The 14,130-nt window shown below is 67.1% G+C and carries 11 protein-coding genes; 2 read left to right on the top strand and 9 right to left on the bottom strand.

Features of this window, described 5'->3' with window-relative positions; all coding sequences use genetic code 11:
• Window positions 1–78 precede the first annotated feature (78 nt).
• Genes MKL01_RS18820 through MKL01_RS18800 form a run of 5 tightly spaced genes read right to left on the bottom strand, consistent with a single transcriptional unit; the run spans window position 79 to window position 5,982 of the window.
• On the bottom strand, window positions 79–1,536 hold the full coding sequence (locus MKL01_RS18820; protein WP_243906733.1) for an MmgE/PrpD family protein: 1,458 nt from the start codon (window positions 1,534–1,536) through the stop codon (window positions 79–81).
• A 14-nt stretch (window positions 1,537–1,550) separates the two neighbouring features.
• Window positions 1,551–2,480 carry an amidohydrolase family protein gene (locus tag MKL01_RS18815; protein ID WP_243906732.1) on the bottom strand — a complete coding sequence of 310 codons (930 nt, stop codon included), beginning with the start codon at window positions 2,478–2,480 and terminating at the stop codon, window positions 1,551–1,553.
• Between the two features lie 23 nt (window positions 2,481–2,503).
• Window positions 2,504–3,745: a CaiB/BaiF CoA transferase family protein gene (locus MKL01_RS18810; protein WP_243906731.1), complete on the bottom strand. Its 1,242-nt coding sequence runs from the start codon at window positions 3,743–3,745 to the stop codon at window positions 2,504–2,506.
• Complete coding sequence (locus MKL01_RS18805; protein WP_243906749.1) at window positions 3,742–4,599, bottom strand: HpcH/HpaI aldolase/citrate lyase family protein; 858 nt, start codon at window positions 4,597–4,599, stop codon at window positions 3,742–3,744. Before MKL01_RS18805 ends, MKL01_RS18810 begins: the two co-directional genes overlap by 4 nt.
• 18 nt (window positions 4,600–4,617) lie before the next feature.
• Window positions 4,618–5,982: a 2-hydroxycarboxylate transporter family protein gene (locus MKL01_RS18800; protein ID WP_243906730.1), complete on the bottom strand. Its 1,365-nt coding sequence runs from the start codon at window positions 5,980–5,982 to the stop codon at window positions 4,618–4,620.
• Window positions 5,983–6,114: 132 nt separating this feature from the next.
• Here MKL01_RS18800 and MKL01_RS18795 point away from each other — a divergent pair, with 132 nt between their 5' ends.
• Window positions 6,115–7,059, top strand: coding sequence for a LysR family transcriptional regulator (locus MKL01_RS18795; protein ID WP_243906729.1), 945 nt, complete (start codon window positions 6,115–6,117; stop codon window positions 7,057–7,059).
• Window positions 7,060–7,293: 234 nt separating this feature from the next.
• Here MKL01_RS18795 and MKL01_RS18790 read toward each other — a convergent pair whose 3' ends face one another.
• The 3 genes from MKL01_RS18790 to MKL01_RS18780 all read right to left on the bottom strand — a co-directional run bounded on the left by MKL01_RS18790 (window position 7,294) and on the right by MKL01_RS18780 (window position 11,867).
• Window positions 7,294–8,811 (bottom strand): carbohydrate porin, encoded by a 1,518-nt coding sequence (locus MKL01_RS18790; RefSeq protein ID WP_243906728.1) that lies wholly within the window; start codon window positions 8,809–8,811, stop codon window positions 7,294–7,296.
• 308 nt (window positions 8,812–9,119) lie between these two features.
• On the bottom strand, window positions 9,120–9,833 hold the full coding sequence (locus tag MKL01_RS18785) for a hypothetical protein (RefSeq protein ID WP_243906727.1): 714 nt from the start codon (window positions 9,831–9,833) through the stop codon (window positions 9,120–9,122).
• Between the two features lie 384 nt (window positions 9,834–10,217).
• A complete protein-coding gene (locus MKL01_RS18780; protein ID WP_243906748.1) occupies window positions 10,218–11,867 on the bottom strand; it encodes a porin in 1,650 nt (549 codons plus the stop codon).
• A 502-nt stretch (window positions 11,868–12,369) separates the two neighbouring features.
• Between MKL01_RS18780 and MKL01_RS18775 the strand changes: the two genes are divergently transcribed.
• A complete protein-coding gene (locus MKL01_RS18775) occupies window positions 12,370–13,116 on the top strand; it encodes a hypothetical protein (RefSeq protein ID WP_243906726.1) in 747 nt (248 codons plus the stop codon).
• 844 nt (window positions 13,117–13,960) lie between these two features.
• On the opposite strand, the gene MKL01_RS18770 is transcribed toward MKL01_RS18775, so the two are convergent.
• On the bottom strand, window positions 13,961–14,130 hold a 170-nt coding region (locus MKL01_RS18770), incomplete at its 5' end, for a helix-turn-helix domain-containing protein (RefSeq protein ID WP_243906747.1).

The following is a 14,130-nucleotide window of genomic DNA, read 5'->3' as shown; positions in this document are numbered from 1 at the left end:
TTAATTCCTGGCAAGTGCGGCGTAATACATGAGAAGATATTTAAATCCGTGCGGAATGGCCGCTTCCTTTCCCGTTGCTCAGGACAAAGATGAAAGCAGCGCGGTGAGGCCGGGCCGTTCATCGATCGCCCAGAAGGCGTCGAGGACGCGGCGAACCTGGAGCGGGTCGAGCCGCTTGCCGGCATTCATGCGGAACTTGCGCTCGACGTCGTCGCGGGTCATCGGCCGCGCCACGAAGCCCGGGACATCATCGACCTGCCGGACGATCTCGCGGCCGTCCGTCAGCGTCGCGGTCAGACGGTTCGGCACCGCCTTCGGCTGCATGGCCGTCAGCGCCGGATCCTCGGCGACGGTGATCCGGTCGATGAGGGTCAGCAGGGACGGGTCGTGGAGCTTGTCGGGGGCGTAGCTGTCGTTGGTGATGGCGCCGTCGAGCATCGCCCGCGCCGTGATGTAGGGCAGGCTGTGGTCGGCCGTGTCCTTCGTGGTGGGGCGCCACTTCTCACGGTCGCGGCCGGCGGTGACGTAGCCGAGACGCGTCGTGTCGATGCGCAGGCTGCGGATGGCCTCGACGCCGCCGGCTTCGGCGACGAGGGCGATGCCCGCCGGGATCGCCGTCAAGCAGTAGACCTGCGCCGGGTAGGGCTTGATCCCGCATTCCGAGATGCGGAAGGTTCGTCCCTGGCCGCCGAAATTCGCGACCTCGACTGTGAACGGGCCCGAGACTTGTTTGAAGAACCCGGCGCGGCCTTCGAAGATCGGCGCCGGGCCGGTGAGACCGGCGCGGGCGAGGCGCGCCGCGAACACCCCCGCGCGGGTCGCCTCGGCATCGGCCACGCCCTTCCAGTCCGACAGCGTCTGGACGCGGGTCTGGTTCAGGGCGATGTGACCGTTGATCGCGAGGTTGACGGCCTGGGTCAGGGCCTCCGGCGGGAGCCGCATCAGCTTGCCCGCCGCCAGCGCCGAGGCGGGCAGGCTGTAGACCGGATGGTCCCAGCCACGCCCCGTCACCTCGGCGGCATCGAGCAGGCGGCAATCGATCTCGTAGGCGAGGGCGATCGCCGCGATGAGATCCCGGCCGGTGGCCCCCTCCGCCTCGGCCACGGCGAGGCAGGCGGCGATGGTGTCGCTGGGGTGGCCGGGCTCGCGCCCGACATAGACGTCGTTGAAATCCTCGTAGCGGATGGCGACGCCGTTGGCGAAGGCGGCGAGCTCCGGGCTGGTCCGCCGGTCGGTGCCGAGGATGGTCGCGGAGCCTGCTCCGTCACTGAGCGCGATCTCCCGGCAGATCCGCACCGGCCCGGCATCGAGGGCGGCGAGCCCGCATCCCAGCGAGTCGATGAGGTGGATTTTCACCGTCTCGACGGTGGCCGGGTCGAGATCCTCGAACCGCAGGCCGTGGGCGTAGGCCGCCAGCCGATCGGCGAGGGGAGGCTCCTCGCCGGGGGCGGCCCGCGCCGATCCGGCGGTGAGGGCGGCGCCTGCGGCCAGCCAAGCGGCGACCTGGCGGCGGGAGGGCATGGTCGAGATCTGCATCGGCGGCTCTCCCATCAGGCGAAGCCGTAGAGCTTGGCCGGGTTCTCGACGAGGATTCTGTCGCGCACCGCCTCGCTGCCGGCCCAGTCGGAGAGCAGGTCGAACAGCACCGCGTCGTCGGGCTTGCGCGTCTCGGTGACGTGCGGCCAGTCGCTACCCCAGACGAGGCGTTCGGGGGCGAGCCGCACGAAGGCCTGGGCGATGCGCGTCGCGTCCGGGTAGCCGGGCGGACCGACCTGGGTGTTCAGGTAGGCACCCGCGAGCTTCACCCAGGTCCGCCCCTTCTCGACCAGGCCGGCGATGGTCGCGAAGGCGGGGTCGTCAGGGCCCTTGGCGGGGTCGAGGCGGCCCATATGGTCGAACACGATCGGGCAGGGCAGCCGATTCAGGAGCGCCGCGTTCTCCCGGATCTGGTCCCCGGACATGTGCAGCTGCACGTGCCAGCCGAGATCGGCGATGCGTTTGGCCAGGGGCTCGATCGTCGCGATGGGGGCGACCGTGTCGTTCGGGTTCCAGACGCTGAAGCGCAGGCCGCGGACATAGCCGGCATCGAGGCGCTTCAAGTCGGCGTCGGTGACGTCCGGGGAGAGGACGGCGATGCCGCGCCCGTTGCCGCCGAAGCGCGCGAGGGCGTCGAGGAGGCAGGTCGGATCGGTGCCGTGGTTCTTCGGCTGCACCGGCACGGCACGGGTCGTGCCGAGGCGCGCCTGGAGCAGCCGGTAATCGTCGACGGTCGTGCCCGGGGGCTTCGGCGTGTCCGGGGGCGGAAAGCGCGCGTCGATGATGTGGAAGTGGGAATCGCAGGCCTTGGCCGGCGCGCGGTTGCGCGGTCGTTCGGTCCCGGTGGAGTTCGGGACCGCTCCGTCGGCGGCGAGCGCCCCGTCGGCCGCCGCCAATCCGGCCATGGCGGCCGCGACGAAACCGCGGCGTGTCAGCGTGGGCATTCCCATCCTCCCTGTCGGTGTCGTCAACGGCCGTCCCCGCTGCGGACCACGCCCGCCTCGACCAGTGCGTCGAAGGCCGCGCCGGTGATGCCGATCCGGCCGAGCAGCTCCTCGTTGTGTTGGCCGAGGCTGGGCGCGGGGGTGCGGATCGAGCCCGGCCGGTCGTGCAGGCGCGGCACGACGGCATGCATGGGGAGGAGCCCCATGTCCGGGTCGGGATAGTCGGCGATGAGTTCGCGTTCGACCACATGCGGATCGGCGACGAGCCCGGCCGCATCGTTGATCGGGCCGATCGTCACCTCGGCCGCCTCGAAGAAGGCGACGTTCTCGTCCTGCGTCCGCTGCCCGATGAAGGCGCCGATGATGGCGTCGAGTTCGTCCACGTGGCGCAGCCGGTCGGCGTTGGTGCGGAAGCGCGGGTCGTCCACCAGGTCGGGGCGCCCGATCGCCCGGAACAGGCGCTCGGCCATCTTCTGGATCGAGCCCGACAGGCCGACATAGAGCCCGTCGCTGCAGCGATAGGCGTTGCGCGGCGCCGAGTTCGTCGAGCGCGAGCCGGTGCGCGGCTTCACCGTGCCGGTGAGCCGGTGATGCGCCGCCTGGGGGCTGAGGATCGCGAAGAGCGGGTCGAGGAGCGGCAGATCGATCACCTGCCCCCGGCCCCCGTTCACCTCCACCTCGCGGAGCGCGATCATCGCGGCCGAGGCGCCGGTGAGCCCGGCGACGCCGTCCGCGAGGTACATCGGCGGCAGCACCGGCTCGCGGTCGGCAAAGCCGTTCATGGCGGCGAAGCCCGAGAAGCCTTCGATCACCGTGCCGAAGCCGGGCCGCTGCGCGTAGGGCCCGTCCTGCCCCCAGCCGGAGATCCGGACGATCGTCAGCCCGGGATTGAGGGCGTGCAGGGCCTCGGGCGACAGCCCCATTGCCTCCAGCACCCCCGGCCGGAAGCTCTCCACCAGCATCTGGCAAGAGGGCACCAGGGCGCGGATCACATCGATCGCCCGCGGATCGCGCAGCGACAGGCACAGGCTCTTCTTGTTGCGGGCGTAGATCTTCCAGTGGGTCTCGACGCCCGCGGTCTTCCAGGCGCGCAGGGTGTCGCCCTCGGGGGGCTCCACCTTGATCACCTCGGCGCCGAAATCGCCGAGCATCTGCGTCAGGACGTTGCCCGCGAAGAGACGCGAGAGGTCGAGGATGCGCACGCCGTCGAGGATGCCCTTGGCCTCGGGCCGGTAATCGCGTCGGTGCAGTTCGCGCACGGTCATCGGCTTTCCGTCCCGGTGTGGAGGTCGGCCAGCGCTACGACGGCGCGGGCGCGGGCCAGGAAGGGCGGATCGATCATCCGCCCGTCCACGAGGATCGCGCCGAGGCCCCGCGCCTCGGCCTCGGCGGCGGCCGCGAGGATGCGGCGCGACCATTCCACCTCGTCGGGGCGCGGCAGGAAGGCGGCGTTGGCGATGCCGACCTGGGCGGGATGGATGCAGGTCTTGCCCGCGAATCCGTGCCGGCGGGCGGCCTCGCATTCGGCGCGGAACGCCTCCGGTTCCTTCACCGCCGCGAAGGCCCCGTCATAGGCCGGCAGGCCGGCCTCGGCGGCGGCGAGGCGGACGGCGACGCGGATCTGGGCGAGGGCGGCTTCATCGTCCCGGTCGATGCCGCAGGGCTCCAGCAGATCGGCGTAACCGACCTGAAGGCCGGCGACGCGGGGATGGGCGCAGGCGAGGTCCGCCGCCCGGCGGAGGGAGCGCGGCGTCTCGATGTTGACGAGGAGGCGGATGCGCCCCGCCGGATCCAGGCGGTCGAGCCGCGTGGCCGCCTCCGTGACGGCGGCCGGATCCTCGATCATCGGCAGGTTGATCAGGTCGGTGCGGGGCAGGGCCACCGCCTCCAGGTCGGCGGCGAAATGCGCCGTGCCCGGAGCATTGACCCGCACCACCACGACCTTGCGCAGATCGGAGGGCGCCTCCCGCAGGTAGGCCGCGAGGCTGTCTCGCGCCGCGTCCTTGCGGGCTTCCGGCACGGCATCCTCGAGGTCGAACGACAGGGCGTCGGCGGGGCCGGCGGCGGCCTTCGCGAACAGTTCGGGCCGGGAGGCCGGGACGAACAGCTTCGAGCGCATCAGCACGGCGTGCCTCCGTCAGACGATCTTGAAATGGGCCATGGCGATGAGCGCGGCGGTGACGGTGAGCGCCCCGCCGATCCGGGTCGCGACCTGGGCGAAGGGCATCAGTTCCATCCGCTCGGCGGCGGTCAGGATCATCACGTCCCCCGTGCCGCCGAGGCCGCTGTGGCAGGCGTTCACGATCGCGGTCTCGATCGGGTACATGGCGAGCCAGCGCCCGACGACGTAGCCGGTGCCGGTCAGGGCCAGCACGGTCGCCACGATGGTGACGAGGTTGGCCGGGTGAAATGCCTCGACCAATTCGTGCCAGGGCGTCAGCGCCACCGCCGTGCTGAACAAGAGCGGGTAGGTCACCGCCACCACGAAGAACCGGAACACCACGCGGGCGCCTTCTTCCAGCGAGGCCGGCACCGCGTGCAGCAGCTTGGCGAGCACCACGAGGAACAGCATCGCCACCGGGGCCGGCAGCCCGACGAGGGCATGGATCAGCGTCCCGAAGACATAGATGGCGATGCCCGTGATGCCGCCGGCCGCCACGGTGGCGACATCGATCCCCGAGGTGTCGCGGTGGACGGCGCCGGGGTCGGCCTCCGCCTCTCCGTTCGCGGAGGGCTGGATCCGGCCGTTGCCGGTGAGGTCCGGCCGGCGCTTGCCCAGGGTGTTGAGGGCGCCGCAGGAGACGATGGCGACGAGGTTCCCGAAGAACACCAGCGGCAGGATCTGACCCAGCATCCCGCCGTGATCGACGCCCAGCGCCTCGGCATAGCCGACCGAGAGCGGGATCGCGCCCTCGCCGACGCCACCGGCCATCACCGGCACCACGACGTAGAGGATCGACCGCCAGAAGCCGATGCCGACGAGCCAGCCCACGCTGCCGCCGGCGAGAAGGCCGGCGACCGAGCCCAGCGCCAGGGGCACGAAGATCTTGGCGAAGCCCTGGATCAGCACCCGCCGGTCCATGCTCAGGATCGAGCCGACCACCACGGCGGTGATGAACAGGTAGATGAAGTTCGTGGACTTCGTGAAGGTCGTCACCGCCTGGACCAACGGCGCCGGCAGGAGCTGATGGGCGACGAGGAAGGAGGGCAGGAAGATCGTCACCAGGGACGACCCGCCGACCGCCCGCAACACGGGAATACGCCGGCCGATCTCCGCGCAGGTGAAGCCCCCCGCGACGATGACGGCGATCATCACCGTGACCTCGCCCGAGATCTTACCCCTGACGGCAAAGGCGGCGATCAGGGCGAGCAGCAGGACGTATACGGGCAGCGGGATGATGCCGACCCTCGCCTCCATGGCCCGGGTCCAGACCGGTTTCGGCGCCGTTACCGGACGGGTCGAGGTCGCGACCGGCGACCCGGCGGCGGCATTCGCGCTCATCGTTTCCTCCGCATCGCCCCGTTTCAAGCCGGGGTCGATTTATGTCGGTCGGGCTTCGACCCACCGTCACTTGTCCCGTGCAGGCATCATCGAGTAAAATGAATTGATCTCATCAATTCATGATTTTTCCGCATGAAGCTTCCCGTGGACGGCGTTCAGGCCTTCGTGCTGATTGCGGAGCTTGGCAGCTACCGCCGGGCTGCGGAAAGTCTCGGGCTGACGCAGACGGCGCTCACCCGGCGGATCCAGAAGCTCGAAGGCTTCCTCGGCGCCGTGCTTCTCGATCGCACGACACGGACCGTGCGCCTCAGCCCTGTCGGGCGCGAGTTTCTGCCGCTGGCATCCCGGCTCATCGCCGACTTCACCCACGGGGTCGAGCGCCTGCGCTCGACCTCGCGGCTGGGCGTCGGCGACGTGACGGTGGCGACCGTCCAGTCGATCGCTTTCCGCCGGATGCCGGCGATCCTGCTGGCCTATGCCCGAGACTACCCGCACAACCGGGTCCAGGTCCTCGAACGCTCCGGTGCGCTCGTTACCGAAGCGGTGCGCAAGGGCGAGGCGGATTTCGGCATTCACATCGAGCAGGAGACCGATGCCAACCTCGTCGAGGACAGGCTGGTGCGGGATCCCTTCGTGCTGATCTGCCACCCCGGCCATCCCCTGGCCGGGCGGCGCGCGGTCCGGTGGGCGGACCTCTCCGGCGCGGATCTCGTGACCCTCGGCGGCGCCAGCGGCAACCGGCCCCGTGTCGAGGCTCAGCTGACGGCGGCAGGCCTGCCGCCGCGTGGTCGGTTCGTGGTCGAGAGCACGCCGACCGCCCTCGCGCTGGTGTCGGCGGGCATCGGCGCCGCAATCCTCCCGGCGGCCCTGAAGAGCGCCTCCCCACGCGACGACCTCATCGAGATCCTGCTGACCGAGCCCGTGATTCACCGCACGATCAGCCTCGTGCGCCGCCGCAATACGTCGCTGACGCCAGCGGCATCCCTGTTCTACGAGGCGCTCAAGTCCGAACTGTCGACGGGTTTCCATGAGCCCGAAACCCGAGCGGATCCGGATCGCGCCGCCACACTGCGCTGACGGGAGTCATGCCGCCCGGAGGTCCGCTTCCAGGATCCGCTGGAAGCGCGTTGAAGGACCGGATCGGGCGCGTCGACCCCGTCAGGATCGGCATCGTGTTCGGCGCCGCAGGCGCCCGGCACAGGCCTATGCTCCGTACGACAGGGGGTCCGTTTTCGACCGGGAAGCCTCCGACCGCCTCTCGGAACGCCTCCGTGAGCGATGCAGCCAAGCCTACGGGACCTGGGATGCGTCTCAATAGGTCAATGTCGCCCGGACGCCGACAATTGTGGCGTTCTTGATGTGCTGCCCGGTCGGATCCCGGGGATCGGGGATGTTGCCGCCCGGATGGAAGACATACTGCAGGTTCGGTTGCACGGTAACGCCCGGCCCCAGAACCGCCTGGTATGTCGCTTCGACCTGGGCCTCGAACCGGCGTCGCGGCATCGCCAGTCCGGTCGCCAGGATGGCGTCGCTGTCGAAGCCCCGTGCAGACGAGGAGATGCGCGCGTAGGATACCGCCACGCCGGCGGTATCGTTCGAACGGGTCGGCAGGAGGCCGCGGTAGCCGATGCCCGCATCGACGTAGAGATCGACCAGGTTCCGGTCGCCGGGGGAGCCCACGGCGCGCACGAACACGCTCGCACCCTCGTCATCCTCGCCCGGCTCCCGGAAGACGGTCTGATCGATGATCGCGTAGAGCCCGTCATTGCCTCTGAAGCGTCGCGCGACGCCGGTCGTCGACGGATCCGCGAGGGAGCGACCCGCGCTGTCGATCCGCAGCGAGTCGAACCGGCCGAAATGGTGCCAGCCCCCGACCGTGACCGTCCCAGGCTCGTCCAGGATTTGGCCGGAGCGGTCCCGCTCCTCGAAATTGTACGCGTAGGCGGCCTCCGCGATCAGGAACGGCGGGTCCGACAATCTGAAGTTCGTCCCCGTCCGATCGCGTCGTTGCGGGTCCGGGTCGTTCCACGCCTGCGCCGGGCCGGCCGGGTCGCCATCGAACAGCCCGACCTGGAAGGAGAGGTTCGGGTTCGGGAGGTATTTCACCCGGACGGCCGGAGCGCCGAACGGGTAGGCGGGGCCGCCGCTCGGGAGATTCGTGCCCGCGATGGTCGGCCAGCCAAACGTCGAATTGATGAACAGCGTCGCGGTCTGGCTGACGAGGAACTCGGTGTCGGCCGCGATCTGGCCGACCTTGACCGCCAGCTGGCCGCCGAGGAATTGCTGCTCGACCCACAACTCGTACAGACGGGTCGACGGCAGCGCCTCCAGCTCGCTGACCACGGCGAGGTCGTTGACCGCCGCCCGGGTCAGTCCCGCGCCGTTGATCTGATAGGCCTCAGCCCGGAACGCCAAGCCCTTCCACCCCGCGAGCCGGTCGAGGTCCACGTCCATCTGCATGTCGATGCGGCCGACGACCGTCGCGGTCCGACGCGTGCCGCCGTTCGTGTCCCCGAGGATGTCGGCGATGGCGTTGAAGCTGAAGACGAACCCGCGGTCTGCCAGGAAACCGCGAAGGCCGGTCGGGTCCCCGAGGGCACCCAACGCCGACTGGATGGAGGTGGTCGCGACGGCGGACGGTTTGCCCGAGACGTCCGGCTGCGCCACCGAGGTGCGCGGATCGCCGCCCGCACCCGTGTTGGCGTTCTGCGCGGTGCACATCGCCGGCGTCAGACAGCGAAGGGCGACGGCGAGGACGCATGCGGCGCGGATCGCCGGCGCCGTCCAGGGCCGATGCCCTCCGGCGCCCCACCGGGCCGATGCGGCCATCGCCGCGTCCGACCGGTCAACGGCGTGCGGCAAACGTTCTGCCCATAGGACCCGATGTACAGGCATGACGCTCGCCAGAAACGCGTGGTGCGCGCACGGGCTGCCACCATAGTGACAAGCGTTCGACGGAAGAAGCGGCACTGGCGCGTGGCCGGCCGATACCGCCCAGCAACCGCATCGGTGTTGCGGACGGCGCGGCAAATTCCGTCATGCGGCACGCATCCGGATCGGGCCGGCCGTCGGACGAAGCGACGGTCCAGGCAGGCATGCAAGACCTGCGCTTCTCTTCCCCGACGGCTCGCCCGGACCTATGCGAGGATATTGACCGCCCGGGCGGCGACGAGCGCCACGGTCAACAGGGAGATCAGCGCTTCCGCCATCATCAACAGCTTGGCGCGCGCCGTCAGCGGCAGCGTGTCGGTCGGCGAGAAGGCGGTGGCGTTGGTGAAGGCGAGGAACAGGTAGTCCACGAAACCCGGGACGAACCGCGTCCGGGCATCGCCCGGCGCCATCGTCATCTGCGGGAACAAGAAATCCGGATCTCCCGCCCCTGGACGGCCGCGCAGGGCCGCGCCGCCCCGATCCGTGGTCCAGAACCACAGGGCGAAGATGATGACGTTGGTGCCCCAGATGTTGAGGGCATCGACCAGCAGGGTCGGGCCGCCAGCCGCCTTGCCGTTCAGGAGGGCGCGCACCAGGGCTGCGAGGGCGGCCGTGTTGGCCACGGTGACCAGCGCGGTCAGCACCATGGCCAGCCGTCGGATCAGGCGGTGGAAACGGTGGATCTCGGCCCAGTGCGCATCGGTCGTGGCACGCCGCGCACGGCCCTGGTTCCAGGCGGTGATCGTCGAGAGCGGCACGAGCAGGGCGATCTCGAGGGCGGGGGCGAGCCAGCGCGGCCCGAGCGACAGGTCGTTGACGACGAGCAGTTGCAAGCCGGCGACGCAGGCGATGGCGCTCCGGGCGAGCCAGAAATCGAGTCGGCTCGTCCGCACGCGATCCGGATGCGGGGGAAGCCCCATGAACGATCCTCGATGCTGCGCCGCTCCGGGCAGTCGTGGCGGGATCTGCTGAATTTATGCTGAAGACGAGGCAGCCGCCGCGTCGGGCGCGAAGCGGCCGGCTGGACCGCGCTCGAAGCGGCACGTTCGCCTCATGGACGGTTCAGAGGAAAAGCCGACCAGGCCCCTGCCCACTGGTCATCCGAGAGCCGGAACAGGTCCGCCATCGCCGCCTCCAGGCTGGATGCGGCGCCCCGGCATCGCGAAACCAAAGCCCGCACAACACCTCGGTTCGGTGCGCACCCTATAAAAAAACCCGGCCGTGAGGCCGGGTTAGTGGGGTCCCTTTGCACGGGGACATCAAGACCGGGAAGCTTTGGAGAACAAACCGGTCTCGATTGGTGATTAGAAGTCGCGTTGAACGCGAATACGGATCTGCTCGATGCCGTCCGACGTGGTGGTGCGCACGAAGCCGCCGGCGTTGATCGCGCTGATCCGGGTGTAAGCTGTCGGATCCTTGTCGATATCGATCACGCGACCGTTCTTGACGCCGATCTGAGTGTAGAAACCTTCAAGGCCGATATCAAGATCTTTGACCGGCGACCAGATGATGTTGGCACCCGCGACGATCTGATACGTGTCGCGCAGCGGTGCGCTGAGTGCGTAGAAGCGCGTGCCGGGCACACCGACGGCGTTCGTGCCGAACGCGTTGGCGCCAGCGACGCCGTTCACCCCTGAGAAGATGAGGCCCTGGCCAGCGCGGGCGCCGGCCGAGAAATCCTGCTCCCCGTAGCTGCCGAAGATGGCCGAGCGCCATTCCGGCGTCCAGTAGTGCAGGTATGCGGCCGAGGCCGTGATGTTGGTGGCCTTCTGGAGCTGCCCGGTGATCGGGTTGACCGTGGCATCGTTGAAGTACTGCGCGAATTTCTGCCCCTCGATGGTCGTCGCGGTCTGCGCGTAGCAGCCGGAGTACGAGCAGTAGCCGGAGTACATCTGGGCGCCGTTGGTGTACGCCCCCTGCAGATAGAGGGCGTCGCCGGGGGCGATGAACGGCGCGTTGATCTTCAAGCCACCCTGAACCGCGTAGCCGTAAGCAGCCCGCGTGTGCGCGATGCCGGTCGCGCCGGCGACAGGAACCGTGTTGGCGAGATCGCCGACGTCGATCTGGTGCGAGGCGGCCGACAGCTGGGCGGAGCCCCAGGCCTGATCGAGGCGCACCACGCCGACGAAGTCGGGCACTTCGTTGCGTTGGATCACGTCGAGCGTGCTGGTGGTGAACGGCGTCCGTCCGTTGAAGTTCACGAACACCGGGGCCGGCTGGTTCGTGACGCCGAAGTTCTGGACGCTGCCCGTGCTGACGGTTGCCGAGATCGCGAGCGGCGAGAAGACAGGGGTGCGGCGCGCAGTCGGGTCTTCGACCGAAAGCGTCGCGGAGAAGCCGTTGCCGAAGGTCGCCGTATAGGCGAGCAGGTTAGTGGAGAAGACGTCCGAACCGGCGGTGGCGGCGGCGAACTCGAAGTCGTGGGCGTAGAAGTCGAAGAACGAGGAGGCGCGACCGGCGGTCAGGCCGGCGAACTGGATGAAGGCCTTGTCGACGTTGACGTATTGCTGGGCGCGGCCGAACTCATCGGTGCCGAGACCGGGGAACGCGTTGCCGATACGCTGCTGGGTGCCGGAGGTGCCGCCGCCGTAGGGGCCGCCGGTGCGGGAGCCGGCTTCAAGCCGGACGAAGGCGCGCAGGGTGCCGTAGGCGGTCTGCGTTCGCGCATCCATGTTGATGCGCAGGAGCCCGCGGTAGCCGGCGGTGTCGCCGTTATTGGTACCGGACTGGCGCGTGTAGGTCGGCTGATAGCCACCCTCGAACCGGGCACGGCCCGAGATCCGCAAGCACGTATCTGTCCCGGGGATATAGAAGAAGCCCGCGCCGTATGCACCGCACACGCGAACGTACTCGATCGGGACCGCCTTCTTCACCGGCAAGTCGGCGGCATGGGCAGCCCCGACGGCAGTGAAGGCTGCGCCGGAGCATAGCAGAGTCGTTTTTAAGATCCTCATAGATATCCCCAAAACCGAGAGACCGACAGAACTGGCAATACTTGGCTCGAAAGCCCGTGCCATTATTTTGACCGGGCCTCTGAAGTGATCTTAGAACCGCATGGGTTCTATTGATCGAGCCCTATCGCATTAATCATGGGCAAAAACCGGCAGTTCGCAATACAAAAACGGCCAATTCGGAGTCGATACGCATCGCCGTTGCAGAATAGCAACTTTTTATAAAAAGTTTTGCTGTCAGAAATACGGTATATAGCTGGATATTTCTCTCAGAAATAATATTTCGATAGACGGTCGCTGCTCAAAATCTTGTCGTTCACGCGATATTGATGCTGCCCGCAACACTGCTCAGCTCATATAGGCGGTCTCATGGTTCGGGACTTGCTCCGGGACAGCGGAACGCACGCTCGCCATAGGTGCTGCCGATTGTCACCTATCAGACAATGAACATCATCATCGATCGATCTATAGTTTTTCTTGCAAATTCTCAGATCGGACTGAGCGCATGATCACAGATCTGGAGCATTACTATAGCTTAGCCAAGTCGGGAGACCTGGCATGCATCCTCCATCATGATGCGGATTACGGCGACCAGTACCTTTTCACGCGAATAATTGATGCACACTCCGGAAAGATCAGTACCTCATACGGGGTTTTTTGGGGTGTCAACGGTGAGAAATGCGATCATGTCTGGCACAACAACGGCGATCGACTTGTCGTTCCAAATCTGGAACGCCTGAAGATTGCAGAAACACGTATTTCGAACGTGTATCAGTTCGGCATTGATCGGAAGTACGAGCTTGCATGCGCGCGAGCCATACTTGAACGGCGCTTGACCAAAATGCCGGACATACCGCCGCCGCCTGTTCCAACGCCTGAAGAGGCCGAAGCCGAGCTGCGCGAGGCCATGCAACATTGGATCGACGCGGACAAGATCCCAGCATCACCAGGAAATTCCGGTCGCGTCCTCAGAGACGCAAGCGAGCGATTGTCGATTGCAAGAAGAAATTTTTGCCTTTCAGTCAAGCAGTCCAAGCATCGACCCAATCCTCCGGCGAAATCGATGCTCGACAATTCAAATAGCGATACGAAAAGTCATCCTGTTCAAGCTGCAATCGGGTCTTTGGCTATAGCCGCAAAGCTCAACTTAGCACTTGACAGCGGATACAAACCGCAATTCAATAATTTTGACTCAGCAAGATACACTATAAACTTGACTTCTCTGACCGGAAATCATATCGAACGAAAGTGAGACGAATTTATTGTCTTCGGCAGAATTTTGTTGTCGTATCGATCTGCATCGTCGGGTGTGATAAGGTTTCGGCTGGCCATACAGCAGCACCTTTATTTGGGGCCATCGGATCACCCATTTCTCGCCCGGGAAGCTCATGACGACGGCGGTCATCACCCGGGTTCGGCGTGAGGCGGGCTGCAACCCTATCGATGGCAGGGCTCAGAGCAGCGAAAGCAGCCACGTGTTTGATTACGCGGCGTGGTGGCAAGGCCAACGACCCGGCTGCGAGGGATGCGCCGTCGGCCTGATTCTCCACGGCAGCGCCCCCACGAAGGAGGTGATCCGTCGCGCAAGTCAGGGACGTCAGGAAAGGGTGAGAGCTTCGGCCAAGCGCTACGGCGTCAGCGCGACGACGATCCTGGAATTGCCCCGTTTTTGTGACTTGGCTGAGCAGAGGTGCGGTTGACCGTTGAGATCCGGTCTCCTGCGCGTAGGCGGCGGGCGAGCAACTCGCAGTCGAGGGTGGAGAACAAGCTCTCGGCCATGGCGTCGTAAGCGTCACCGACCGAGCCCATCGAGGGGCATCTGCACCTCGATCCGGCGCAGCGTCAGCACGACCTGCTCCGCGTTCGCCTGCTGACCGCGCCGCATGTCCGGCGCCTTCAGTCCTGGCTGATCCTCCCAATCAGCCCGGTCCAGAGCCATCTGTTCAGGTTTCAGTCCGGCACAGGTCGGTGTTCGGCAACGGAGAGATAGCAAAGTCTTGGAAGACCGGACCCGTGCCCCAACCGCGGAGATGCCGCCTGCGCCCTATGTCGGACGGTCCCCGCAATGAAGTCCGGGGGGATTGTTCCGGCGTGTTTCAACGCTCCGAGGATGGGCTGCAGCCGTACTGAGACCGGTAGCTGCGCGCGAAATGGGCCGCGCTCGAGAAGCCGCAGGCCGTGGCGACCTCCCCGATCCTGAGCGGGCTCTGGCGCAGCAGGCGACGGCCATGGGCGAGGCGGATGGCCCTGTACTGGGTCGAGAAGC

It is taken from the genome of Methylobacterium sp. J-070 (genome assembly GCF_022829385.1).
Taxonomy (GTDB): Bacteria; Pseudomonadota; Alphaproteobacteria; order Rhizobiales; family Beijerinckiaceae; genus Methylobacterium.
This window is presented reverse-complemented; position numbering and strand designations above follow the sequence as displayed.

Coding starts and splice junctions, on each gene's coding strand:
- MKL01_RS18820 (WP_243906733.1), bottom strand. CDS start 1,536: ATGCAGATCTCGACCATGCCCTCCCGCCGCCAGGTCGCCGCTTGGCTG.
- MKL01_RS18815 (WP_243906732.1), bottom strand. CDS start 2,480: ATGCCCACGCTGACACGCCGCGGTTTCGTCGCGGCCGCCATGGCCGGA.
- MKL01_RS18810 (WP_243906731.1), bottom strand. CDS start 3,745: ATGACCGTGCGCGAACTGCACCGACGCGATTACCGGCCCGAGGCCAAG.
- MKL01_RS18805 (WP_243906749.1), bottom strand. CDS start 4,599: ATGCGCTCGAAGCTGTTCGTCCCGGCCTCCCGGCCCGAACTGTTCGCG.
- MKL01_RS18800 (WP_243906730.1), bottom strand. CDS start 5,982: ATGAGCGCGAATGCCGCCGCCGGGTCGCCGGTCGCGACCTCGACCCGT.
- MKL01_RS18795 (WP_243906729.1), top strand. CDS start 6,115: ATGAAGCTTCCCGTGGACGGCGTTCAGGCCTTCGTGCTGATTGCGGAG.
- MKL01_RS18790 (WP_243906728.1), bottom strand. CDS start 8,811: ATGGCCGCATCGGCCCGGTGGGGCGCCGGAGGGCATCGGCCCTGGACG.
- MKL01_RS18785 (WP_243906727.1), bottom strand. CDS start 9,833: ATGGGGCTTCCCCCGCATCCGGATCGCGTGCGGACGAGCCGACTCGAT.
- MKL01_RS18780 (WP_243906748.1), bottom strand. CDS start 11,867: ATGAGGATCTTAAAAACGACTCTGCTATGCTCCGGCGCAGCCTTCACT.
- MKL01_RS18775 (WP_243906726.1), top strand. CDS start 12,370: ATGATCACAGATCTGGAGCATTACTATAGCTTAGCCAAGTCGGGAGAC.